Origin of the sequence: Leisingera sp. NJS201, from assembly GCF_004535885.1 — a bacterium.
GTDB lineage: Bacteria > Pseudomonadota > Alphaproteobacteria > Rhodobacterales > Rhodobacteraceae > Leisingera.
This window is the reverse complement of sequence record NZ_CP038234.1, coordinates 2,273,850-2,297,209: the sequence shown is the minus strand read 5'-3', so window position 1 is coordinate 2,297,209 and position 23,360 is coordinate 2,273,850. Positions and strand designations below refer to the sequence as shown.

Genomic DNA, 23,360 nt, shown 5'->3' with positions numbered 1-23,360 from the left:
AAGGGCCGCTTCCATGCTCCTTCCTCCATTGAATGCACTCAAAGCATTCGAGGCTGCAGTGCGTTTGGGCGGGTTCACGCCTGCGGCGTCCGAACTTGGCGTGTCGCCTGCCGCAGTCAGTATGCAGGTCAAGAATGCAGAAGCGTTTCTTGGGAAAACGCTGTTTCACCGGTTGAATAACCGTCTGCTGCTGACCGATGCCGGGCGGACCTATTACCCGGCAATTTCCGAAGCATTGACGGTCATATCGACGGCCACGGAGAACCTCATTGAAGCTGAGGCCCGCTCCGGCCTTGCAGTCAGCACAATCCAGTCTTTGGCAGAAAACTGGGTTGCCCCCGCCATTTCGCGCTTTCGGGAGGCGTTTCCCGGCACCGGGATCGAGCTGCGGATCGAAGCTGATCCGGTCGATCTGTTGAATACGCGTACCGATCTTAGGATTACGTATGAGAGCCATCTTTATCCGCAGCACACCCAGCTGCCATTGTTCAAAGACGTCGCCCATCCGTTTTGCACACAAGCGTTTTACGACTGCCATGTGGCGGGATCCGGAATTGCCGCAGTGCCGGACGCTTTGCTGATTCATACTGATTGGGGAGAGCAGTATGCGTCGCATCCGACCTGGGCAAACTGGTTCCGGGCCGCTGGCCTGGCCAGAAACCCGAACATGCGCAAAGGCCTGCGTGTCGGCGGCGCTGCGGTTGCCCTGGAACTCGCCAGACAGGGGGCAGGCATTGCATTGGTGCCAAAGATGCTGGCGCAGGCAAAACACCCCGCCAATCTTGGCGTCGTGGTTGGTGAACCTGGCCTGCCGCTGCCGTACGCTTATTTTGCTATCGTGCCGCATTCTGCTGCTCAGCAAACCGGTGCGGCTGAAAAGAACCCGCCGCTGCAGGCGTTTTTGGAGGAATTGTTCCCGAAGGATGCACCTGAAGATACGCACTAGCCGTACCGCAGGCATCAGTCTTGCGCGTGCAATTCGGGGGCCTGCCCGGCGGCTGATTGGAGGTTGGCAGGCCTTGGAGGACTTGCGGTTCTTCCCGGCAAAAACGGCCCCTCAAGCGGGGGCGAAAAAAGTTGTTCAAAACCGCAAATTCCCTCTGGACGTCCATTGGAGTTATTCCTATACCGCATCTCGTATTCCGGCGTAGCTCAGCGGTAGAGCAGTTGACTGTTAATCAATTGGTCGTAGGTTCGATCCCTACCGCCGGAGCCAACTTCCCCTTAAGGAGTTGGAATTAAACGACAAAGCGCTCCATTCCGGGGCGCTTTTGTCGTTCTGGGCACATTCTCTGTCACATCCGATTACCCCCACCCTGCGGGAGCCGGAGCATTGAGAAGATCAAACTCAAGGCGGGTTCGACTGGCTTGGCTCTTGGGCGCGCAACACCATGAAAGGAACGCCATGACGTTCTCCGCCTCTACCGGCGGGGCGACCGCAGCCGTCACAGTCACGGTTTTGAACAGCACGGCAAACCTCAAAGTCGAGAACGCCTCTGATCTCGGCGATCAACTCGCTTTATAGGTCAATGATCAAACGGCGCACCCCATCGACCAATCACCTGACTACATGGTCTATGCGACACGACACGATTGATGCCGAAGCAGTCCAGGGGACGCCACAGGAGGCCGGGGGAGTATCTGATGACTGAGTATTCGTCAAAAAACACGTTCGTGCGGCCCAGAGGTGTAGCCACCAAGGTCTTTGCCGATGGTGCCGAAACCATGCGTGTTTGCAACAGCTAAGGAAAAGGGCAAGCCGCTCCTTCAATATGCGGCGGAGGAGAAAAAGCGTTTGCAGGCCAATGGTTAGGACGTACATGTGCAAATGGATGACAAAAGATCCGATGTCACCGATCCGGGCAGTGTTTTCTGTGCTTATTCTGTGCTTGAAAAGAAAAAGGACCTAGCGGGCAATCGCTAAGTCCTTGAATTCTTTGGCTCCGGCGGTAGGGATCGAACCTACGACCAATTGATTAACAGTCAACTGCTCTACCGCTGAGCTACGCCGGAACGGTCCGTGCCGTATAGCGCCCTCGGGATCAGGCGTCCAGAGGGTTCGGAGGACTTTTTCGAAAAAAATCAACCGCCGCGCTGTTCGAATACAGCGGTGGCAGAAAGGACGCCTTGCGGCGCGGCCAACTTGCGGCCGGTGAGGTCAACAAGGTGAGCGAAAACGTTGCGCTCAGCAGCCTTTAGCAAAGCCGGCGGGGTCTCGGTATAAATCTGCCGGGCCAAAGAGGCTGCGCTGGCCGGCGCAATTTGAAGCGCGTCCAGAATTGCGGCCTCGCGGGATTCGCGGTGGGCGGTCAGCCAGTCCAGCCTTCCGGCAGGATCGTGGACCGGGGCGCCGTGGCCTGGGTGGAAAACACGCCAGCCGCGCTGGCGCAGGCGGCGGCAGGAGGCCATGAATTCCGTCAGGTCGCCATCCGGCGGCGACACCAGCGAACTGGCCCAGCCCATCACATGATCGGCGGTGAAACAGGCGTCGCCCCAAGCCAGCGCAATGTGATTGCCAAGGTGGCCGGGTGTGTGGATGACCTCTAGTTCCCAGCCGTCGCCGCGGATCATTTCGCCGTCGCCGACGGTGATGTCTGGAGAGAATCCGCTGTCGATGCCCTCGCCGCCGCCGGCCAACCCGTCGGCGGCCAGCTGGCACATGACTGCGCTGCGCCCGGCTGCGGGGCCGCCAAAGGCATAGACCGGCGCGCCGGTTGCCTGGGCCAGCGCCCGGGACAGCGGGGAGTGGTCCAGATGGCTGTGGGTCACGATGATGTGGGTGATCATTTGGCCCGGCTGCACGGCGGCCAGGATCGCGGCAAGATGCGGCGCAGAGTCCGGCCCCGGATCAATGACGGCCAGGCCGCCGGTCCCGATCATATAGGTATTGGTGCCGCGATAAGTCATCGGCGAGGGATTCGGTGCCAGGATGCGGCGCAGGCCTGGCTCCAGTTCCTCGGCCCGGCCTGCCTGCGGGTTGAATTCATCCGGTGCCTGCATGGTCTTGCTCCGCTGCTGTTTTCCTGGCCGGTGCGCGCCTGGATCGTCTTTCCTCTTTTCCAACCGCCCTATAGGCTTAGCCCATGTTCTTCAAATGGCTCAAACGATATATGCCGCGCAGTCTTTATGCCCGTGCGGCTTTGATCCTGGTGGTGCCCATTGTGGCATTGCAAATAGTGGTGTCCGTCGTGTTCATCAAACGCGACCTGGAGGATGTGACCGTGCAGATGACGGCAACCCTCCAGCGTGAGTTCGAGCTGCTGCGCCAGGTGGCGGATACGGCACCGGATCAGGAGGCCGCATTGGCGCAGATGGGGCCGCTGCTGCAGCCGCTGAAAATGCAGGCGCGGTTTCTGCCGCCCGGTGCGCCGCTGCCGGAGGATCAGTTCAGCCTGATTGAGTTTTCCGGCCGGGTGGTGCGCGAAGAGCTGGAAAAGACGTTTCCGGGGTTTCTCGCGGCGCGGTTCCCGGCGGACCGCAGGGTGCAGGTCTATTTCGGCTCGGCGCATGGGCTGATGGAACTCAGCTTTGACCGCCGCCGGGTAACCGCCGCAGCACCGCATCAGCTGATTGTCACCATGCTGTTGTTCGGCTTTCTGATGATGCTGATTTCCTTCCTTTACATGCGCAACCAGCTGCGCCCGATCAAGCGGCTGGCCAATGCGGCTGAGGCTTTCGGGCGCGGCCGGGCAGTGCCCTATTCGCCCGCCGGCGCGCTGGAGGTGCGGGCAGCCGGGAGCGCCTTTCTGGACATGCGGGCCCGGCTGGAGCGCCAGATCGAGCAGCGCACGCTGATGCTGTCGGGGGTTAGCCATGATCTGCGCACGCCGCTGACGCGGATGAAGCTGGAGCTGGCGATGCTGGACGAGGAGGACGCCGCGCCGATGCTGCGCGACGTGGATGAGATGCAAGCGCTGCTGGACGCATTTCTGGATTTTTCCCGGGGGGCGACGATAAGCGAACCGGAGCCGGTGGACCCGCAAGAGCTGGTCCGCACCATCATCAGCGATTGGCAGCGCCAGGAAAAACAGGTGGCGCTGGGAGAGATGTCCGGCGAAGGAGAGGTGATGCTGCGCCGCCAGCCGCTGCGGCGGGCAGTGGAGAACCTGATATCCAATGCCGTGCGCTATGGCTCCCAAGCGCGGGTTTCTGTGGCGATGACCGAACGCTCCATGCGGATCCGGGTCGAGGATGACGGCCCCGGCATACCAGCCAGCCAGCGCGGCGATGCCATCCGCCCCTTCACCCGGCTGGATCCGGCCCGCAACCAGGACCGCGGGTCTGGTGTTGGTCTGGGGCTGGCGATTGTGGCGGACATAGCACGTGCCCATGGCGGCACATTGCGGCTGGGCGAAAGCACGGATCTGGGCGGGCTGAAGGCTGACATCGTAATTGCGCGCTGACCGCTAAGCCGAACTGGCCGCTAAACCGAACTGGCCGCCGCGCGGGGCGGGCGCCTGAATGCCGTCAGGTGTTGCGCGGTGGCGGCCTGAAGCGCACGCCTGCTTTTCCCAATCTTCTTTCTTTGCAGCTATCAATCGGGCCCCGGGCAGCTTGTCCGGGAAAGAAACACTGTTGGGAGAGCTCTCATGCCTCAGATTGATCCGTTTTCCAACCACCGCCGCGGGCTGGAAAGCCCTGCTGCTCATCACATGGTGATCACGCCGCAGGACGGCACCGACCTGCCGGTCCGGCCGCGGGTGCTGCGGGTGCTGGCCTCGGGGATCTGGTGCTGCGCGATGAGGCGGGCACAATCATCACCTATGTGGTTACCGCCGGTGAAACCATCGGGTTTTCCGCCGCGGGCATTGAAGCGACCGGTACGACCGCATCCGTGGCTGGGTGGTACTGATGCTGGGGCTGGGGCATTCCGCCACCAGGCTGACCGGTCTGGCGGCTGCACAGCACCCGTTCACGCCCGCTGCCTTGTTTGCCGCGCCCGGCGCGCTTGGCGGCTATTGGGATCCGTCCAGCACCGGCAGGATGTTCCAGGACCTCAAAGGCCGGGTGCCGGTGGCCGGCCCGGGCGATCCGGTGGCGCTGATACTGGATGGCGCACAGGGTGTAATGGCCGCTGCGGGCGCCGGGCCGCTGGCGCAGCGCCTCAGCGGGCAGGGGACGGAGCTGTTCGCGGCACCGTTCTCAACCACCAGGAAATTCGCGGACAACGGCGACGGCAGCTTTACTTGCACCGGTGATGGTTCCGGCACGTCCTATGTCTACAAGGATGGGGCCGGGATCACGGTGGGGGACTGGTATCTCGTCTCTTACGAAGTCTTCGGCTTTCTGTCGGGGGGCTTCCGCGCCAGGGTGGGGACCAGTGCGGATGATACAGGGATTGGCCCCTGGCAGGTCACCAATGGCACGGTTGAGGTTCTGCTGCGCGGCGACGGTTCCGGCGGCAACTTCTGGATCGAGGGCACACCCGCGACCCAAGGATCGGTGCGCAATGTTGCGGTGCGCAATGTCCCCGGCCTCCATGCGTTGCAGGAGGGAGGGGACAGTTTCAGGCCGCTGCTGATGCAGGAGCCCTCCAGCAGCGCCTGGTATCTGTCACACGACCTGGTTGACGATCGTTTGACGGTACCGCTGCCGGATCTGGGAACGCAGGCCACAGAATGGCGCGCAGATGAAACCGGTGTGGTGATCAGCGGCGGTCTGACCATCGCCGCGGGGCTGCGGGATTTGCCGGTCAGCCAAAAGCTTTACGCCTATGGTGTGGTCAACAGGGCGCTGACGGCAGCGGAGACGGCAGGCCTGACTGCCTGGCTCAATAGCAAGCGCGGGGTATGACCGTGGGCGGGGCTGGGGGTGCAATATCTTGCCAGGGCTGGTCTGGACAGGCTGCTTGCGGCCCGCTGTCTTCAGCGGCCCGCAAGCGTGCTGCCAGGTTCAGGCAAGTTCCTTGGACAGTGCGGTGAAACCCTGTTCAATGGCCGAGGCTGCCTTGATCAGGTTTTCTCCGCCCGATGCGATGCTGGTCACTGCGGTCGTAAGGCCCAGGCTGCCGATCCAGATTGCCCATTTGGTCCAGACCGGGTCCTTGTGGCGCAAGGCATCAACGGCCTTCTGTGCATTGTCGCGGAATTTCTCGGCCGGTTTGATGCTGACATGATAAGCCTCGATATCCTTGATCAGCTTGGCCGTGGCCTTGCGGGCCGCTTCCATGGCTGTAAACAGCCCGTCCAGTTTCTTGCTCTTGTAGCCCCGGTCCTTGGCCATTTTGTCCAGCTTCTTCTCGATCTCCTTGTCGAGCTTGCCCTGCTTATCCAGCAGCTTGTTCAGCTCCTTGCCGAGGCCCGCAATCTCCAGGTCGATGTTCTTGAGCTTCGCCTTATAGGTCTCCAGATGGACCTGTCGCGGTTTGATGCCGCTCCTTTGATAGCATTTACCGCAACAAAGGAGACTGACTATGGGACTGAAACGGACGGACGAATTTCGGCAGGATGCGGTGCGTATCGCGCTGACCAGTGGGCTTACGCGTAAACAGGTGGCTGACGATTTGGGTGTCGGAATGTCGACGCTGAACAAGTGGATCACGGCACATCGAGATACTGACGTGGTTTCGAAAGAGGATTTGAGTCTCGCCCAAGAGAATGACCGACTTCGACGTGAGAACCGTCTCTTGAAGGAGGAGAGGGAGATCCTAAAAAAGGCCACCCAGTTCTTTGCGGGCCTAAAGCAATGAGATTTAGGTTCGTCGAAGAACACAGGGGCCACTTTCCAGCCAACCGGCTGTGCGATGTTGTCGGAGTCAGCACGCGTGGCTTGAGGGCTTTCCGTCGTCGCCCAGCAAGCCGCAGGCAGCGGTCTGATATGGTGACATTGGCCCATATCAAAGAGCAATCCCGTCTCAGCCTTGGCAGCTATGGTCGCCCGCGCATGACAGAGGAGCTGAAAGAGATCGGTTTGGATGTCGGCCACCGCCGTGTGGGCAGGTTGATGCGCCTGAACGGCATATCTGTTGTGCGCACACGTAAACACAAGGGCACGACAGATAGTGACCACAAGTTCAACATTGCGCCAAACCTGCTGGACCGGGACTTCGCAGCCAGCCAACCCAACCAGAAATGGGCTGGCGACATCAGTTATATCTGGACGCGCGAGGGTTGGCTGTATCTTGCTGTGATCCTTGATCTGCACTCTCGGCGCGTCATTGGCTGGGCCGTGAGAAACCGCATGAAACGTGACCTGGCGATCCGTGCGTTGAACATGGCAACTGCGTTCCGGACACCGCCGAAGGGCTGCATTCACCACACGGACCGTGGATCGCAATATTGTTCTCACGACTATCAGAAGATCCTGCGCCAACACGGGTTCAAGGTATCGATGAGTGGGAAGGGAAATTGCTATGACAACGCCGCTGTTGAGACGTTCTTCAAGACCATCAAGGCTGAGTTGATCTGGCGACGGTCTTGGGAAACACGGCGGCAGACTGAAATGGCGATCTTCGAATACATCAACGGCTTCTACAATCCGCGCCGCCGTCACTCAGCATTGGGCTGGAAAAGCCCTGTCGCGTTTGAACGGAAAGTGGCTTAAACGAGCACTTGGGGCGGCACGAAAACGCGACAGGTCCAGACTGGCCTGAGTTCAGAAAAGGAGTTTTCCTTTGGGTGAATTTAAATTGCGAGAACTGGAGCTGATGACGTCCAAATTGGATACTGCCGTCGCAGAGCTTCAGAAAATCGAGCAGTACTGAGCTACTCCCCAATTGTTGGACAGGTTCTGGCGTAATTTAAGCTACTCTCTGCTCCTGCTGATCGGGTTGGGTTTTGTGTTTTCTCGGCCAATAGACCACGGCCGGGGGTTTGCCGCCAAGGGCGGAATGTGGGCGTTTTCGGTTGTAGAACTCGATCCACTTTCCGACGCCGACCTTCGCCTCTGATCCGGTCTCCCAAGCATGCAAGTAGACGCATTCGTATTTCAGGCTCCGCCAAAGCCGCTCGACGAAGATGTTATCGAGGAACCGGCCTTTGCCATCCATCGAGATGCGCACACCGGATCGCCACAGCCTGTCCGTCCAGGCGAAGGACGTGAACTGGCTGCCCTGATCTGTATTCATGATCTCGGGCGGGCCGAACTTGTGGATGGCCTCGTTCAGCGCCTCGACACAGAAGTCCGCTTCCAGCGTGTTCGAGATGCGCCAGGCCAGCACCTTGCGCGTGTGCCAGTCAATGATCGCCACCAGATACAGGAACCCCTTGCGCATTGGCAGATAGGTGATGTCTGCCGCCCAGACCTGGTTCGGGCGCCCCACCCGCAGACCACGCAGCAGATAGGGGTAGGTCTTGTGCCCCTTCGCAGCCCTGCCCCCTCTCGCACATGCTTTGCATGTGCTGCCGGGCAGCGGGTGTTGGGCTTCTGGTAGATCGGCATGAGCCCCATCACCCTCATCAGCCGCCTGATCCGCTTTTCGTTCACCAAATGACCTTCATTGCGCAGATGCCAAGTCATCTGCCGCACACCGAAGAACGGCGTTTCCAGGAACTGTTCGTCGATCCGGCGCATCAGCATCAGGTTCAGAGCCGTCTCGCCTTTGGGCTGATAATAGAACGACGACCGCGAGATCGACAGCAGCTTGCACTGCTTGCTAATGGGCAGATTGGCATTGGCAGGCTCGATCATTTTCCTCCTCACTTGCCGATCCACGGTTTGAGCTTTCGTGACAAAAAATCGTTGGCAACGGCCAGCTCCCCAATCTTGGCGTGCAGCTCTTTGACCTGTTCTTCGTCAATCTCCTGGGGCTTCCTGCCGCCGCGCTTGAACACGCCGGACGCGCCCTCCAGAAGAGCCCGCTTCCAGCTGTGGATCATCGTTGGGTGAACGCCAAACTGGCTCGCCAGCTCAGCAACAGTCCGCTCGCCCTTCAGAGCCTCAAGCGCGACTTTCGCTTTGAAATCGGGCGAATGGTTCTTCCGTTTCGACATCTCTGATCTCCTCTTCGTCGAAGATCAGCAGACAGCAAATCGCAGCTTACGTCAGTGTCCGAAATTCAGGGGGTAGCTCACAGTCCTCGGAGTTACTAACCGGATTGTACAATAGGATAGTTTGAATAATGGCTGATGCCGGTAGCCCGACGGTAGGGCAGCTCAATTCCCTGCACCTGGAGTTTCGGTATCGTCTCCGGTTGGAGTTCGATACAATACTCAATCATTTCATATTCGCGGAAGTGTGCTTTGAGAAAGGCAATGCTGAATTTCACAGGGCACTTGGGGATACCGCACCGACCTTGAATTTCTTGTTCGAGTCGTCCTTTGAGAGTTTGGCGTTGTCAGTTTGCCGGCTCTGGGAAGCTGCTCCGAAGAGTGGCGTCGGGAATGAAAAGTTGTCCCTTCCAGTTCTGGTCAAGTTCTATGCTCAGTACGATTATCTTGGTTTCAGGTGCTTAAGGGCAAACGGGAAGGGCAAATCGATTTTTGACAAAGTTCAATACGACGCGCTTATTCCCAAGCTGCGTGTGTTCCGGTCCGAAGCTCTTGCCCATATGCTGATTGTTGGCAAAAGCAGGGACCGAAAGCGTGCAGGCATAGGTGACCCAAATGGTTTTGGACTGGCGAACGACGATCTGATGGAGCTAGCATTCCAAACGCTGTGCCTTCTCAAGGTAATGCTTGATGATCTGACGCTATCAAATTGGGACAGAGGGCTGTCTTTAGAAACACGGTGTCGTCAAGTGCGGGACGGCGTGGATGTGTTCCTAGAGCGCCTGACTGCGGCCAACTCTGGAACGTCTATGACTTAAGCGAAGGCTTGGTTCTCGCACCTGTCGATAAGCCTTCCAGACCCTTCATTCCGTTGGCGTAGGCCGATTCCATTGGATTGATACCGATGTCCCAGGCCAGGCGTGCATCGGTCTTACCGGCCATGCCGCAGTTGGAGCAGCGGAAAGTCATCGGCTCCATGGGCTTCCAGCGCACTATCGCCTGCTCGTCGATGACCTTGGCAAAGTGCCCGCAGGCGCATGTAACTTGGATGGTGAGCATGTCAGTTTTTCCGCCTCTCCCTCGCCCTGTATTCTCGCCTTTTTCGGGAATTCGAACGTCAAAACTGCGGTACACCTTGCTCATAACTCATTGAAACTTATGAGGTGGTGTCTTGCTGGTGCGGTACACCTTGCGCGTTGAAAACACTGCATTTTTATAGCGGTGTGGTAGGCCCGGCAGGATTCGAACCTGCAACCAAAGCGTTATGAGCGCTCTGCTCTAACCGTTGAGCTACAGGCCCGCCATGGGTTTGTGGTTAGGAAATGGGGCGGGCGAGGTCAAGCGGTGATTGCAGGGCGCACCGGTGAATTTGCCGTGCGGGGCTGGAGCAGTGCCTCCAGCCGCGCCACCGTGTTCTCGATGGTCAGATCCCGGCGCCGGTCCGGGGTGCGGCGGGAGGGGTAGACGGCAAAGACTTCTTTGAGGGGCGCCTCATAGCCGGGCAGCACCAGTTCGTATTCGCCAGAGGCAAGCTGCGCCTCGATCATGAAGCGGGGCGCGCGGGTATATCCGGTACCGCTGCTGACGGCCCGCATGATCAGATCCGGGTCATCGGCGGTAAAGCCGACCTGCACCGGCGCCGGAAACTCCTGCCCGCCGCGGCGCAGCGGGAAGAAACCGCGGGTCTGATCCTCGTGGTGCTGGATGAATTTGAGCCGCTGCAGGTCTTCCGGTTTCTGCGGCCGGGTTTCGCGGTCCAGATATTCCGGTGTGGCAAACAGCACCGTTTCCAAAGTCGAGATCTTGCGTCCGAACCCGTCGGTATCCCCCAGCCGCCCGGTGCGGATCGCCAGATCGTAGCCTTCGCGTACCACATCGACCAGCCGGTCCTCGAGCCGCATCACGATATTCAGGTCGGGGTGCTGCTGGTTCAGCTCCAACAGCATCGGGCCGATCACGCTTCGGCCCAGGAAAGAATTCACGCTGATGCGGAAGGTGCCCGATACACTGCCCTCCAGCGCGTCGAGTTCTGCCGTCATCCGGTTGTAGCCGGACAGCAGCGCCTGCGCGTGGCTGTAGACCAGATCGCCTGCACGGGTGGCGTGAATGCCCTTGGCGGTGCGGTGCAGCAATTGCTGGCCTGTCAGGGTTTCAAGTTGCTTGATCTGCTGGCTGACTGCGGATTGGCTGATACCGCGGCGCTGGGCGGCCCGGTTCAGGCTGCCTTCGTCCAGGGCGATGGTAAATGTCTCAAGAAGAGTGAACCGGTCCATCGAATGCCTATCAGTGTTGCTTATAACTGCTATCGGATCTGCTGGGCTGTAAGTACCGGACCATCAGGGCTATTTCCGGCTCACAGGAAAATTCTCCTCAATTGGATATCGGAGTTTCTTATGACAATCAATCGCAGGGCATTTTTGAACGGGCTGGCGGCGGCTCCGGCGGCGGCACTGGCAGGCGGGTTTTGGGGCGGCGGCGCTGCCATGGCTGCAGAAAGTGCAGCAGAAGCGGCGCCGGTCATTCATTCCTTTACCCTGGGGGACGCCCGGATCACGGTTCTTCTGGACGGGCATCTTCCCCTGGGGACGCAGCTGTTCAACGATTACGATGCTGCTGCAGCCGAACCCGTTCTGGCGCAGGGGCTGCACCGGTTGCAGGACGGCGCGCTGCAGATCCCGGTCAACGGCTATCTGGTGGAGCGCGGCGGGCAGAAGCTGCTGATCGACACCGGCACAGCCGAGTTGATGGGGCCGGGGCTTGGCGCGCTGGGCGCCGGGCTGGCGGCAGCGGGCGTGGCGCCCGAGGGCATCAACACGGTGCTGCTGACCCATATCCACCCGGACCATTCCGGCGGGCTGATCACCGCGGACGGAGCCGGGGTTTTTGCCAATGCCGAACTGGTGGTCGCGCAACGGGAATGGGATTTCTGGCATGATGACGGGATCCTGGCCGGGGTGCCCGAGGCCAACCGCGGCGTCTTTGACATGGCCCGTAAATCTGTGGCGCCTTATGCCGGCCGGCTGAAATTGCTGCAGGGCGAGGAGGAGGCCGCCCCCGGTTTCACCGCGCTGGAGCTGCCGGGCCACACGCCGGGCCACACTGGCTTCATGCTGGATGCGGGCGGCGAGGGGCTGCTGTTCTGGGGCGATCTGATCCACAGCGCCGCGCTGCAGTTTGCGCTGCCGGACTGGACCATCGCCTTTGACACCGATCCGGCGCAAACGGCGCAGACCCGGCGCAAAATGATGGACCGGGCGGCGGCGGATAATCTGCTGGTCACCGGCGCGCATCTGGACTTCCCGGCGCTGGGCCGGGTGCTGCGGCAAGGCGATGCCTATGCCTATCAGGCGGCACCCTGGCAGTTTGGTATCTGAGATTGGCGGTACTGTCGTGAAAACCACCCTGCTGCGCCGTCCGGGATGGCGCAGCAGATTCCCTAGTTCCCTTCTGATGCGCCTTGCGCTAAAGGCTGCGCAACCGATTTGAAGGAGCCAAGTGATGACCAGCGGCAAGAACGGCTTGACCTATGCAGACGCAGGCGTGGACATTGATGCGGGCAACGCCCTGGTTGACCGGATCAAGCCGGCCGCCAAGCGCACCAACCGCTCTGGGGTTGCCAGCGGGCTGGGCGGGTTCGGCGCGCTGTTCGACCTGAAGGCTGCTGGATATAATGACCCGATCCTGGTCGGCGCCACTGATGGTGTCGGCACCAAGCTGCGGATCGCCATTGACACCGGCGTGGTGGACGGCGTTGGCATCGACCTGGTGGCAATGTGCGTCAATGATCTGGTCTGCCAGGGCGCTGAGCCGCTGTTCTTCCTCGACTATTTTGCCACTGGCAAGCTGGAAACGGAAACTGCCGCCCGCATCATCGAAGGCATTGCCGAGGGCTGCGTGCGCTCTGGCTGCGCGCTGATCGGCGGTGAAACGGCTGAAATGCCCGGCATGTACCCCGAAGGTGATTTCGACCTCGCAGGCTTTGCTGTCGGCGCGATGGAGCGCGGCACGGCGCTGCCCGAAGGCGTGCAGGAAGGCGACGTGCTGCTGGGCCTGGCCTCTGACGGGGTGCATTCCAACGGCTACTCATTGGTGCGCAAGCTGGTTGAGGTCTCGGGCCTTGGCTGGGACGCGGACTGCCCGTTTGGCGAAGGCACCCTGGGCGCCGCACTGCTGACCCCGACGCGGCTCTATGTCAAACAATGCCTGGCCGCAGTGCGGGCAGGGGGCGTGCATGCGCTGGCCCATATCACCGGCGGCGGCCTGACCGAAAACCTGCCGCGGGTTCTGCCCGAAGATCTGGGCGCCGACATCGACCTGAACGCATGGGAGCTGCCGCCGGTGTTCAAGTGGATGGCAGAGACCGGCAATATCGCCGAAGCGGAAATGCTGAAGACCTTCAACTGCGGCATTGGCATGATCCTGTCGGTCTCCGCCGAGCGTGCTGATGCGCTGGCCGGGCTGCTGGCCGCAGAGGGCGAGACCGTGGCCCGCCTGGGCACTGTCACCGCTGGTGCCGGGATGCGTTATACCGGCAAGCTGCTGTGAGCCAGAAAAAGGTCGCCATACTGGTTTCGGGCGGGGGCTCCAACATGGTGTCTCTGGTTGAAAGCATGACGGGCGATCATCCGGCCCGGCCCTGCCTGGTGCTGTCCAATGATGCCGAAGCGGGCGGTCTGCGTAAGGCCGCCGCCGCCGGAATTGCCACCGCAGCTGTGGATCATAGGCCTTTTGCTAGCGACCGCGCTGCCTTTGAGGCGGAGCTGGTGAAGCCGATTCTGGAGGCTGGCGCCGATATTGTTTGCCTTGCTGGTTTCATGCGGGTGCTGACGGCCGGGTTTGTGTCGCAATTCGAAGGCAGGATGCTGAACATCCACCCCTCGTTGCTGCCGAAGTACAAGGGCCTTCATACCCATGCCCGCGCGCTGGAGGCCGGTGATGTTGAGCACGGCTGCACCGTCCATGAGGTGACGCCGCGCCTGGATGATGGCCCCATTCTGGGCCAGGCACGGGTGCCGGTGCTGGAACACGACACGCCTGATACGCTTACGGCCCGGGTTCTGGTGCAGGAACACCTGCTTTATCCGGCCGTGCTGCGCCGCTTCGCCGCGGGAGATAAAACGCCGGTTCAGCTGGGCTGAAGCCCGGCTGATTGCATTGCCCGGGACAAGCGCGTATCACGTCCCGGCCCACATGAGATTGAAAAGCCGGAATTTATGAAAACTTTGACCACCACCGAAGACCTGCAGGCCTTTTGCGAAACCGCCGCACAGTATCCTTATGTCACGGTGGATACCGAGTTTTTGCGGGAACGGACCTATTATTCCAAGCTCTGCCTGATCCAGCTGGCCTTTGCCGGCGACGGCGAAAACGATGCGGTTCTGGTTGACCCGCTGGCCGACGGTATTTCGCTGGAGCCGCTTTATACGCTGTTCCGCGACGAGAGCGTGGTCAAGGTGTTCCACGCTGCCCGTCAGGATCTGGAAATCTTCTGGGTCGACGCCGAAGTCTTCCCGAAACCGCTGTTCGACACCCAAGTGGCGGCGATGGTCTGCGGCTTTGGCGATCAGGCCGGCTATGAAACTCTGGTGCGCAAGATCGTCAAGCTGGGCGTCGACAAGACATCGCGCTTTACCGACTGGTCGCGCCGCCCCCTGAGCGAGGCGCAAAAGACCTATGCGCTGGCCGATGTGACCCATCTGCGCAAGATTTATGAGTTCCTGGCCGCGGAATTGCAAAAGAGCGGACGCGCCCACTGGGTGACCGAGGAACTGCAGGTGCTGACCGACCCGGCGACCTATGACATTCAGCCCCAGGACGCTTGGAAACGGGTCAAAACCCGGACCTCCTCGGGCAAGTTTCTGGCGGTTGTGCGTGAATTGGCGGCGTTCCGCGAAACCTATGCGCAAACCAACAATGTGCCGCGCAACCGGGTGTTCAAGGATGACGCGCTGGTGGAGCTGGCCTCGACCAAGCCGCGCAATCCCGGTGATCTGGGCGGATCCCGACTGCTGCTGCGCGAGGCGCGCAAAGGGGCTATTGCCGAAGGGATCCTGGCGGCCGTGGCCAAAGGGGCCGACTGCCCGCCCGAAGACCACCCCAAGATGGACCGCAGCAAGGAAAAGCTGCAGGTGAACCCGGCGCTGGCGGATCTGCTGCGGGTGCTGCTGAAGGCCAAGACCGAAGCGGAGGGCGTGGCGGCCAAGCTGATCGCACCCAGTGCGGACCTGGACGCTATTGCTGCGGGACTGCGCGATGTTCCGGCCCTTAACGGCTGGCGGCATGAGGTGTTCGGCGCCGATGCGCTGCGGCTGTGTGACGGCAAGATCGGCCTTGCTGCCAAGGGTCAGGACGTAAAGGTTGTGGAGTTGTAAGACACCCCAGCCGCTGTAAGCAATCCTCACAAAGAAAAACGCCCGCAAATCCTGCGGGCGTTTTTCTTATCGGTCGGTCTTGAAGTCAGCGCCAGCGTCAGCGCCGGCTGCTTTCGCGGGCATTCTGCGCGCCATTCACACGTACGGTGCGGATACCGGCCAAGTCCTGATTTGTGACCGTGCGGGCGGCATGGATGGTGCGGCTGAATTCACTGCCGGTGGCGGTGCTGGTTTCCGGGTAGACCACCCGGAAATCCAAGCTCAGGACGCCCTCTTCACTGCCGTCGGCCGGCCGCAGAACAACGTCATAGGCGCCCTGGCGGCTGGCAATGGCCGTTGCATAGATGATGGCGCCGGATGCGGTGCGTTCGATCCGCATTTCGGTGATCCGGTCGGCCAGGACAGTGGTGTCCTTGGGCTCAGGCCGGGCAAAGATACCGCGGGCATTGCTGTCTTGCGGCAGCAGCGGGTTGGTGTTGTCCGCCACCGGCGCTTCCGCAGGCGCGGAGCTGCCGAACCAGTTGGAGGGGTTGATCCGCGACTGTTTCCAGCCGCCGCAGCCTGCCAGCATCAGCGCGCAGGCCAATGTAAGAGCCAATGGTTTATGCATCTGTCCCCGCCCATTCAAAATGTCTTTGCAACGGATTACCCGATTGGCTGCGGCTTGAAAAGCGGTTGAAATGGGGCGGGCAGGGGCTTAGGTGCTGATCTGCACCGGATGCGGGTTTTGAGGATGGACGATAATGGCCACTGCCGCCTTTGAAGAGATCGTGGAAGACTTTGAGTTCATGGAGGACTGGGAGGACCGCTACCGCCATGTCATTGATCTGGGCAAGGCGATGCAGCCGCTGGACGACGCGCTGAAAGTGCCGGCAACCAAGGTCGACGGCTGTGCCAGCCAGGTCTGGCTGCATGCCACAATCGACGGCGGAGAGTTCCGGTTCGACGGCGACAGCGACGCGATGATTGTGCGCGGTCTGATTGCGGTGCTGCGCTGCCTGTACAATGGTCTGGGGCATAAGGACGTGGTGGCCGTGGATGCCAAGGCTGAGCTGGGACGGCTGGGGCTGAACGAACATTTGTCTTCGCAACGCTCAAACGGGCTGCGGTCGATGATCGAGCGGATCCGCGAAACCGCGATGGCCCAGGCCTGAGGCAGCAGGGCGAGGGGCCGGCCCCTCGCGCTCCCCGGAGTATTTCAGAAAAGATGAAAGTCTAGCCTGCCCAGCCTGAAAGGGTGGTTTCCAGATCGCCATAGCCGGTGTGGCGGTGTTCGAATTCCAGACCCATGCGGTCCGCGCATTCGCGCGCCTTTTCCACCAGCTTGGGGTCGCTGATCTGCGACTGATAGACCAGTTTGGTGTAATTGCCGAACACCATGTCCCTGAGTTCGGGGTTCTTGTCTATGCCCATTGGGCGCCAGATAAAGGCGTCGAACTGCTTGACCAGGAAATCGGTCAAGTAAAAGGCAGTGATCTCGCCTGCATCCGCATGGGCGGCGAAGGCCTCATTGCCCTCAAAAAAGGAATAGCAATGCGGGCCTGCCACCATTTCAACGCCCAGCTCTGCGCATTTGCGTTCCAGCGCACCGCCGGTTCCGCAATCAGCATAGACCACGAAGATCTTGTCATAAACGGCTGAGTGTTTGGCTACGGCGCCGTCCACTGCATCGACAATCTGCTCCGGGTAAAGGTGCAGTTTTGCGGGCAGGCAAGTGAGGTCGATGTGATCCATGCCGTTTGCGTCCTTGATGGCAAGGATCTCGCGCGCAAGGGCGCCGCAGGCAATCAGCAGGATACGGCCGGTCTTCTTTTCAGGGGCAGCCAGGCCCTGTTCGGTGAGGGAGCTTTCCTCAAGTGTCCGCCCTGTCGGCGGGCGGAAGGCAGCCCGCTCGGTCAAGCGGGCTGCGCGTCCTTTGCGTGCCAAATCAGGCGCTCATCGAGTTGTGCTTGCGCGCCACCATATCCTTGGCCATTTCCACGGCCACGGCGGCGTCACGGCAATAGCCATCGGCGCCGATGGCCTTGCCGAACTCTTCGTTCAGAGGCGCGCCGCCAACCAGCACGATGTAGTCATCACGCAGGCCTTGCTCGACCATGGTGTCGATAACGACTTTCATGTAGGGCATGGTAGTGGTCAGCAGAGCCGACATGCCAAGGATGTCCGGCTTGTGCTCGCCCAGGGCTTCCAGATAGTTTTCAACCGGGTTGTTGATACCCAGATCGACAACTTCAAAGCCTGCGCCTTCCATCATCATCGAAACCAGGTTTTTGCCGATGTCGTGGATGTCGCCTTTGACGGTGCCGATTACCATTGAGCCGACCTGCGGTGCGCCGGTTGCAGCCAGCAGCGGTTTCAGGATGGCCATGCCGCCCTTCATCGCGTTGGCGGCCAGCAGAACCTCGGGCACGAACAGGATGCCGTCGCGGAAGTCGGCGCCAACGATGGTCATGCCGCCCACCAGGGCCTTGGTCAGAACATCATACGGCGCCCAGTCGCGCGAGAGAAGAATGCCAACGCCTTCTTCGATTTCCTCTTTGAGACCGTCATAGAGGTCGTCAAACATCTGCTGAACAAGTTCCTCGTCATCGAGTTCCGAGAGGATGATGTCTTCTTCGTCCGACATGCGCCTAATCCTTGCTGACGGGGGAGTCCCCGGTGTTGGCCTGTTTCTGAGGCTTTTGTGACAGAATACAGCCGGTGAACTGCATTATTTGCGACATTGCCGCGTTTCTAACCGACGTATAGAGACAATTTCGGCGCAAGAATAATGAAGATTTCACATGGAAATCTTCGAAATTGCCCATTTGTTCTTTATTTGTTCTTTCTGAGTGTTTACGTTGCGTCCATGCCGCAGGAAAACACCCAGCATGCCACACGCCGCAAAGGGCGCGCCAGTCTCAGCAATGCGGCAGGACGGTTCGATTTGGACCGCAGCCATGCGGATGACGGCTGGTTTCAGGAGCCGGAAGCGGAAGTGATTCCCACCGAAGTGCGGCAAGAAACGGCACGGTCGCTGATCAGTTACAACCGGTCGCCGGATCTGCCGTTTGACCGGTCCATCAACCCTTACCGGGGATGCGAGCATGGCTGCATCTACTGCTTTGCACGGCCCAGCCATGCTTATCTTGGCCTGTCACCGGGTTTGGACTTTGAGACACGGCTGGTCGCACGCCCCAATGCGGCCGCGGTGCTGCGCAACGAACTGTCGGCGCCGCGTTACAAGGCGGCCGTGCTGGCGCTAGGCACCAACACCGACCCGTACCAGCCGTGCGAGCGGGACCATCGTATCACTCGAAGCTGCTTGGCGGTTTTGCGGGATTTCAATCATCCTGTGGCGATCGTCACCAAGGGTGCGATGGTGGAACGGGACCTGGATATCCTGGCGCCGATGGCAGCCAAAGGTCTGGTGCGGGTGGGGGTTTCCGTTACCACGCTGGACCCGGAACTGTCCCGCCGGATGGAGCCGCGGGCCCCTTTGCCGGCCCGGCGGCTGGCCGCGATCCGGCGGCTGACGCAGGCGGGTGTGCCGGTGCGGGTGATGACCTCCCCTGTTGTGCCGGGGCTGACCGATCATGAGCTGGAGGCGCTGCTGGCAGCCGGGGCGGAGGCGGGTGCGGATGCCGCCAGCTGGATCATGCTGCGGCTGCCGCGGGAGGTGTCGGGTTTGTGGCAGGAATGGCTGGGCAAGCACGAGCCTGGCCGAGCGGCCAAGGTGATGGCGCGGTTGCGGGAAATGCATGGCGGGCGCGACTACGACCCGCGCTGGGGCCACAGGATGCGCGGCGAGGGGCGTTATGCCGAAATGATTGCGCAGCGGTTTAAGGCAGCCTGCCGGCGGCTCGGGCTGAAGGAGCGAACACCGGATCTGCGATGCGATCTGTTTGCCAGGCCGCCGCAGCCGGGCGACCAGCTGGCGTTGTTTTGATCCGCCCTTGATCCTGCGGAGCGGCTTTTTGTGCTAGGCTGTGATCATTCATGATTGAAAGGAAGGTGTGCTATGACTGCTGTCGCAGTGAAGGCACGTGTCACCGGCCGCGTGCAGGGTGTGGCGTTCCGCACCTGGGCCAGGGCAGAGGCGTTGCGCCACGGCCTGTCCGGCTGGATCCGGAATGAGCCGGACGGCTCGGTGCGGGCGTTGCTGATGGGGCCGGCCGCCGGCGTCGCCGATATGGTGCGCCGGATGGGCCACGGGCCTGGCGCCGCCGCGGTGAAGGATGTTCTGACTGAACGGACAGTTCCCGACCCTGAAGTGAGCGGCTTTACAATCGTCCGCTAGGCCGGTGTGAACAATCGGCTGGCGTCATTTACCGGGGCTAGCGGCGAAAGTGATACGGGCGTTCGCGCAAATAATACGCGCGCATCGTCAGGCCGGCCTGACGGTGTGCAATGCGCATTGGAGCCAAAAAACAGGCTGAGCCATAAGTTAAGGGCGCCGCAAGGCAATTGCGGCGCCCCTAATTTGCCTTCCGGTGCTTCCACTGGCCGCGCGAAAGTCCGCGGTTGCGGCGGCCCGGCAGATCAGGCGCGGCGGCGGCGGCGCGAGCGGCGCTCACCGCCTGCGTTTGCGTCTTCACCGGTGCCGTCGCTGTCGGAGGTGAAAGGGCCAAGCACTTCGACGATTTTCTCAAGAGCCGGGCGGTCGCCGCGCGGGCGGCTGTCCAGGGCGTCGCGCATTGCGCGCAGATGATCCGGCATGGTGCCGCAGCAGCCGCCAATGATCCTGGCGCCCGAGTCGCGGGCCATCACTGCGTATTCCCCCATCAGCTCGGGCGTGCCGTCGTAATGGATGTGGCCGTCGACATATTTCGGAATTCCGGCATTGCCCTTGGAGATGATCGGGCGTTCAGTGCCCTGCGCCGCAAAGCCAAGCACAGTGCGCAGGATGTCCGACGCACCGGTGCCGCAATTGGCGCCAAAAGCCAGCGGTGCATTGTCGAACTCTTCCACCAGCTGGGCGAGATCCGCTGAGGTCACACCCATCATGGTCCGCCCTGCGGTATCAAAGCTCATGGTGCCGCACCAGGGCATATCCGCCAGCTTGAAGGCCTCAGCCGCGGCGCGGAATTCTTCCGGTGCAGAAATGGTTTCCAGCCACAAAACATCGGCGCCGCCCTCCTTCAGGGCATCGGCCTGTTCATGGAACATCTCGACCGCCAGAGCATGGGACATGTCACCGATAGGCTCAAAAATTTCCCCAGTCGGGCCGACGGAACCGGCCACGGCGATCTTGCGTTCCGCCTTGTCTGCCACCTCGCGGCCCAGTTCGGCCGCAATGCGGTTCAACTCGCGCACGCGGTTTTGAGCGTCATGCAGTTTCAGCCGCGCGGCGGTGCCGCCGAAGCTGTTGGTCAGGAACAGGTCGCTGCCCGCATCAACCGAGCCCTTGTACAGCGCCAGAATTTTCTGCGGTTCGTCCACGTTCCACAATTCCGGCGCATCGCCGGACTGCAGACCCATGGCGAACAGATTGGTGCCGGTTGCACCATCCGCCAGCAGGGCGTCTTTGGTTTCCAGCAGCTGTTTGAAAGTGTTTGTCATCGGTTTCATCCCGTGTCAGCAGGCCGTCCGGGCGGGCAGGGCGGCAAATCGGTCTGTGTCCCCTGTCTCATGCCGGGCGGGCAAGGGCAATTTCATTTTCTTCATCTTCATTATGAGCGGGCACTGCGGCGGCTGCGGGCTGCACGGCAGGCGGGCGGTGCACCAGGCGCAGCAACTCCACAATGCAAAGCGCCATTTGCAGCCAGCTGGGGGCTGCGATATAGCGCGGCTCCCACCTTGGTGCAAAGCAGGCCTTGAACCGGCGCAGGCCCCGGTCCACTCCCTTGGCCAGGCGGTGGCCGGGCACGGCTGCCAGCGACAAGCGCGGGATTTCTTCGGCAGCGGCGGCAGCTATGCCGGCCCGCACCAGCGCATGGCCGGTCCCGTCCGGAACATCAGGGCGCATCCGGATCAGATCCAGGCACCATTCGCGGGCGGATGTGTGAAAGCTGGCAAAGCCGATCAGCTGCCCGTCCCGGAACGCCAGGATCACCTCCTGGGCGGCCAGATAGCCGGGTTCAAACCGTCCCATCGTGGTGCCATAGGCGGTGCCATGGGCCGATTGCCAGGCTGCGTCGGCGTCCCGCATCTGATCAAAGGGCAGACGGGCCGCGGCGCGGCAGACCTCAATGCCTGCTTTCTCGGCATGACGCAGTTTGCGGCGCAACTGGCGGCGGGAGGAACCGCCCTCGGAGAACTTAAGCGGGTTCAGTACCGCATCTTCGGCGATCCGCAGGACGCGCCAGCCGGACTTGCGGGCATGCAGCGCACTGCGTCCGCTGCATTTGTAATAGCAGGCGGCGGCGTTGCGGGTTTGGGCGTGGCGGGCCAGCGGAGCAAAGGTCTCGGCTGCAAGGCCCGACAGGGGGTCAAACAGCGCAATCGATGCCTGCGGGCTGTCCAGCAGCGCAATCTGGTTAAGGCCAAACGCTTGCACATGGCCGCCGTTCTGCCGGATAATTCCGGTTTCAGAGCATGCCCGGCTGCCGGGCAGGGCGGCTGGCGGCAGGCTGCGGCTGCCCAGCAGGTCTGTATCGCCGGCGGCTGCAGCCCTTGCCGGCAGCAGTCCGGGAAAGACCATCAGCAAGGCGGCCAGAACCGCCGGTACTGCATAATAGACCAAACGGAAGGCCAGCAGTCCGGCGATCAGACTGTGGTCGGGGACCGCAGGCAGCAGCGCGCAGAGAGTCAGCTCAAACGGGCCGGCCCCGCCGGGTGCCGAAGACACAACTGCAAACCCCAGCGCAATCGCATAGGCCGTAAGGAGCTGCGCCCAGGATGTATCTATTCCGCCCGGCAGCAGCAGCCATAACGCGGTGCCGGCGGCGGCGACATCGGCGGTCGCCCAGAACCCCAAAGCGGTCATCGCGGTCAAGGAGGGCCAGCGCAGCCTCAGCCGGAACAGCGGTGTTTGCGGGTGCAGGAAACTGAAGACCGAAACGCTGGCGGCGGCAGCCAGGATCACACCGCCAGCCCAGGCCAGGCCCGGCGACGGCGGCGCCAGGATCAGCGCGGCACCGCAGATGACCGAAAGTGCTGCCAAAAATGTGACGGCCACCAATGCTGTCAGTTGGCCCGCCTGCAGCGGGGACAGGCCGGGCAGCAGGCGCCAGCGGGCATAGCTGCCGGTGATCAGGCCGAACCCGGCGGTCTGCGAAAAAGCGATGGCAGCCATGCCTGCGCGCCGCGCTGCGGGACCATCCATACCGGTGCCAAGATGGCGGTGGGCCACGGAATCATAACGCCCCAGCGCCCAAAAGCTGAGGCCGGTGGCCAATACAGCAGCAGCCCATTTCCAGGCGGGCAGACTGCCCAGGATGGCGCCAAGTTCCCGCATCGGCGGCAATTCGGTCTGTGTTTGCAGCAGCCAAAGACAGCCCCCCATGACCAGAAAAGGAACGGTAAGCCGGATAAACCGCACAACCGGCCTGGGGGCGGTGGATTTTGATAACAGCATGGCAATCCTTGAAAGGCAGCGCAAAAGGCCCTTGGCTGCCAGTGTACCGGGTGCTGTTTGCAGATCAGTTAACCGCTAAAACTGTGCTGATTGCCGTAGCGGCCTTTCCATCATTGGATAGGTAAGGCAGGCAGGTTGTTGCGGCAGCCGCATGGCAACGCTGCCGGCGGGCACCGTGCCGGGAAGCGGCGGAAGACGCCGGGCTGGTTCGGCGGTCCGGCTGGATGATCAGCCGGCTTCGCTCAGAATTTCTGCCTGCGCCTGCGGCATCAGTTCCTGCAGTTTGCTGCGGATCTGTGTTTCGCTTGCCTGAGAGCCGAGGTCGCCTGACAGCTTGCGCACGACATCCTCATGGCCGGCTTCCTCAAGATCGGCAGCAACGACGGACTGGGCGTAATCGGCGGCAGATGAGCCGCTTTTCCCCAGCAGCTCTGCCGCCCAAAGGCCGACCAGCTTGTTGCGCCGCGCGCGGGCTTTGAACTGCATTTCCTCATCATGCGCGAATTTGGCCTCAAACGCCTGTTCGCGTTCGTCAAATGTAGTCATGACTGATCCTCATTAACC

General features: G+C 61.3%; 23 protein-coding genes, 3 tRNA genes and 1 pseudogene. 14 read left to right on the top strand and 13 right to left on the bottom strand.

Features of this window, described 5'->3' with window-relative positions; translation table 11 throughout:
• Nucleotides 1–13: 13 nt before the first annotated feature.
• Both ETW23_RS11320 and ETW23_RS11315 read left to right on the top strand, forming a co-directional pair.
• Nucleotides 14–946 (top strand): LysR substrate-binding domain-containing protein, encoded by a 933-nt coding sequence (locus ETW23_RS11320; protein WP_134830050.1) that lies wholly within the window; start codon nt 14–16, stop codon nt 944–946.
• Nucleotides 947–1,141: 195 nt separating this feature from the next.
• A tRNA-Asn gene (locus tag ETW23_RS11315) sits at nt 1,142–1,216 on the top strand.
• A 722-nt stretch (nt 1,217–1,938) separates the two neighbouring features.
• On the opposite strand, the gene ETW23_RS11310 is transcribed toward ETW23_RS11315, so the two are convergent.
• Both ETW23_RS11310 and ETW23_RS11305 read right to left on the bottom strand, forming a co-directional pair.
• Nucleotides 1,939–2,013: transfer RNA gene (locus ETW23_RS11310), tRNA-Asn, on the bottom strand.
• 69 nt (nt 2,014–2,082) lie between these two features.
• Complete coding sequence (locus ETW23_RS11305) at nt 2,083–3,000, bottom strand: MBL fold metallo-hydrolase (RefSeq protein ID WP_134830049.1); 918 nt, start codon at nt 2,998–3,000, stop codon at nt 2,083–2,085.
• Between the two features lie 83 nt (nt 3,001–3,083).
• On the opposite strand from ETW23_RS11305, the gene ETW23_RS11300 reads away from it, so the two are divergent.
• The 3 genes from ETW23_RS11300 to ETW23_RS11290 all read left to right on the top strand — a co-directional run bounded on the left by ETW23_RS11300 (nt 3,084) and on the right by ETW23_RS11290 (nt 5,793).
• Nucleotides 3,084–4,403, top strand: a complete 1,320-nt coding sequence (locus ETW23_RS11300; protein WP_129371157.1) for an ATP-binding protein — start codon at nt 3,084–3,086, stop codon at nt 4,401–4,403.
• A gap of 326 nt (nt 4,404–4,729) precedes the next feature.
• Nucleotides 4,730–4,852: a hypothetical protein gene (locus tag ETW23_RS26770; protein WP_368075831.1), complete on the top strand. Its 123-nt coding sequence runs from the start codon at nt 4,730–4,732 to the stop codon at nt 4,850–4,852.
• Nucleotides 4,852–5,793, top strand: a complete 942-nt coding sequence (locus ETW23_RS11290; protein WP_134830048.1) for a hypothetical protein — start codon at nt 4,852–4,854, stop codon at nt 5,791–5,793. The genes ETW23_RS26770 and ETW23_RS11290 overlap by 1 nt, the downstream gene beginning before the upstream one ends.
• Nucleotides 5,794–5,892: 99 nt before the next feature.
• Here ETW23_RS11290 and ETW23_RS11285 read toward each other — a convergent pair whose 3' ends face one another.
• Nucleotides 5,893–6,222 (bottom strand): hypothetical protein, encoded by a 330-nt coding sequence (locus ETW23_RS11285; RefSeq protein ID WP_134830047.1) that lies wholly within the window; start codon nt 6,220–6,222, stop codon nt 5,893–5,895.
• 190 nt (nt 6,223–6,412) lie between these two features.
• On the opposite strand from ETW23_RS11285, the gene ETW23_RS11280 reads away from it, so the two are divergent.
• Nucleotides 6,413–7,542 (top strand): IS3 family transposase gene (locus ETW23_RS11280; protein ID WP_134830046.1). Its coding sequence is split into 2 segments (ribosomal slippage): nt 6,413–6,656 and nt 6,656–7,542, totalling 1,131 coding nucleotides; the frame shifts between segments, so codons are not numbered across the junction.
• A gap of 196 nt (nt 7,543–7,738) precedes the next feature.
• On the opposite strand, the pseudogene ETW23_RS11275 reads toward ETW23_RS11280, so the two are convergent.
• Nucleotides 7,739–8,930: pseudogene (locus ETW23_RS11275) on the bottom strand (IS3 family transposase).
• Nucleotides 8,931–9,058: 128 nt separating this feature from the next.
• Between ETW23_RS11275 and ETW23_RS11270 the strand changes: the two are divergent.
• Nucleotides 9,059–9,745 (top strand): hypothetical protein, encoded by a 687-nt coding sequence (locus ETW23_RS11270; RefSeq protein ID WP_134830045.1) that lies wholly within the window; start codon nt 9,059–9,061, stop codon nt 9,743–9,745.
• On the opposite strand, the gene ETW23_RS11265 is transcribed toward ETW23_RS11270, so the two are convergent.
• From ETW23_RS11265 to ETW23_RS11255, 3 genes are all read right to left on the bottom strand, one after another.
• Nucleotides 9,735–9,986, bottom strand: coding sequence for a hypothetical protein (locus ETW23_RS11265; protein ID WP_134830044.1), 252 nt, complete (start codon nt 9,984–9,986; stop codon nt 9,735–9,737). The genes ETW23_RS11270 and ETW23_RS11265 overlap by 11 nt on opposite strands.
• Nucleotides 9,987–10,151: 165 nt before the next feature.
• Nucleotides 10,152–10,227: transfer RNA gene (locus tag ETW23_RS11260), tRNA-Ile, on the bottom strand.
• A 37-nt stretch (nt 10,228–10,264) separates the two neighbouring features.
• Complete coding sequence (locus ETW23_RS11255; protein ID WP_134830043.1) at nt 10,265–11,200, bottom strand: LysR family transcriptional regulator; 936 nt, start codon at nt 11,198–11,200, stop codon at nt 10,265–10,267.
• Nucleotides 11,201–11,320: 120 nt separating this feature from the next.
• Here ETW23_RS11255 and ETW23_RS11250 point away from each other — a divergent pair, with 120 nt between their 5' ends.
• The 4 genes from ETW23_RS11250 to rnd all read left to right on the top strand — a co-directional run bounded on the left by ETW23_RS11250 (nt 11,321) and on the right by rnd (nt 15,298).
• Complete coding sequence (locus ETW23_RS11250) at nt 11,321–12,301, top strand: MBL fold metallo-hydrolase (RefSeq protein WP_134830042.1); 981 nt, start codon at nt 11,321–11,323, stop codon at nt 12,299–12,301.
• Between the two features lie 124 nt (nt 12,302–12,425).
• Entirely contained in the window at nt 12,426–13,472 is a 1,047-nt protein-coding gene (gene purM, locus ETW23_RS11245) for a phosphoribosylformylglycinamidine cyclo-ligase (protein ID WP_134830041.1), read from the top strand.
• Nucleotides 13,469–14,065, top strand: a complete 597-nt coding sequence (gene purN / locus ETW23_RS11240; RefSeq protein WP_134830040.1) for a phosphoribosylglycinamide formyltransferase — start codon at nt 13,469–13,471, stop codon at nt 14,063–14,065. Before purM ends, purN begins: the two co-directional genes overlap by 4 nt.
• Nucleotides 14,066–14,140: 75 nt before the next feature.
• Nucleotides 14,141–15,298: a ribonuclease D gene (gene rnd / locus ETW23_RS11235; RefSeq protein ID WP_134830039.1), complete on the top strand. Its 1,158-nt coding sequence runs from the start codon at nt 14,141–14,143 to the stop codon at nt 15,296–15,298.
• Between the two features lie 97 nt (nt 15,299–15,395).
• Here the strand turns inward: rnd and ETW23_RS11230 are convergent, their stop codons facing one another.
• Entirely contained in the window at nt 15,396–15,908 is a 513-nt protein-coding gene (locus ETW23_RS11230; protein ID WP_134830038.1) for a hypothetical protein, read from the bottom strand.
• Nucleotides 15,909–16,041: 133 nt separating this feature from the next.
• Here ETW23_RS11230 and ETW23_RS11225 point away from each other — a divergent pair, with 133 nt between their 5' ends.
• Complete coding sequence (locus ETW23_RS11225) at nt 16,042–16,452, top strand: SufE family protein (protein WP_129371147.1); 411 nt, start codon at nt 16,042–16,044, stop codon at nt 16,450–16,452.
• 61 nt (nt 16,453–16,513) lie between these two features.
• On the opposite strand, the gene ETW23_RS11220 is transcribed toward ETW23_RS11225, so the two are convergent.
• Together ETW23_RS11220 and ETW23_RS11215 are read right to left on the bottom strand one after the other, a co-directional pair.
• The gene (locus tag ETW23_RS11220; protein ID WP_129371146.1) at nt 16,514–17,224 is read right to left on the bottom strand and encodes a DUF1638 domain-containing protein; all 711 of its coding nucleotides are present in this window, start codon (nt 17,222–17,224) and stop codon (nt 16,514–16,516) included.
• 1 nt (nt 17,225) lies between these two features.
• Complete coding sequence (locus ETW23_RS11215) at nt 17,226–17,924, bottom strand: B12-binding domain-containing protein (protein WP_129371145.1); 699 nt, start codon at nt 17,922–17,924, stop codon at nt 17,226–17,228.
• 222 nt (nt 17,925–18,146) lie between these two features.
• On the opposite strand from ETW23_RS11215, the gene ETW23_RS11210 reads away from it, so the two are divergent.
• A complete protein-coding gene (locus ETW23_RS11210) occupies nt 18,147–19,226 on the top strand; it encodes a PA0069 family radical SAM protein (protein WP_134830037.1) in 1,080 nt (359 codons plus the stop codon).
• 72 nt (nt 19,227–19,298) lie between these two features.
• Nucleotides 19,299–19,577 carry an acylphosphatase gene (locus tag ETW23_RS11205; RefSeq protein WP_129371143.1) on the top strand — a complete coding sequence of 93 codons (279 nt, stop codon included), beginning with the start codon at nt 19,299–19,301 and terminating at the stop codon, nt 19,575–19,577.
• Nucleotides 19,578–19,819: 242 nt separating this feature from the next.
• Here ETW23_RS11205 and bmt read toward each other — a convergent pair whose 3' ends face one another.
• From bmt to ETW23_RS11190, 3 genes are all read right to left on the bottom strand, one after another.
• Nucleotides 19,820–20,839, bottom strand: coding sequence for a betaine--homocysteine S-methyltransferase (gene bmt / locus ETW23_RS11200; RefSeq protein ID WP_134830036.1), 1,020 nt, complete (start codon nt 20,837–20,839; stop codon nt 19,820–19,822).
• A 67-nt stretch (nt 20,840–20,906) separates the two neighbouring features.
• Nucleotides 20,907–22,796 carry a phosphatidylglycerol lysyltransferase domain-containing protein gene (locus ETW23_RS11195; protein WP_134830035.1) on the bottom strand — a complete coding sequence of 630 codons (1,890 nt, stop codon included), beginning with the start codon at nt 22,794–22,796 and terminating at the stop codon, nt 20,907–20,909.
• A gap of 228 nt (nt 22,797–23,024) precedes the next feature.
• Nucleotides 23,025–23,342: a DUF1476 domain-containing protein gene (locus ETW23_RS11190; protein ID WP_134830034.1), complete on the bottom strand. Its 318-nt coding sequence runs from the start codon at nt 23,340–23,342 to the stop codon at nt 23,025–23,027.
• Nucleotides 23,343–23,360: the final 18 nt, after the last annotated feature.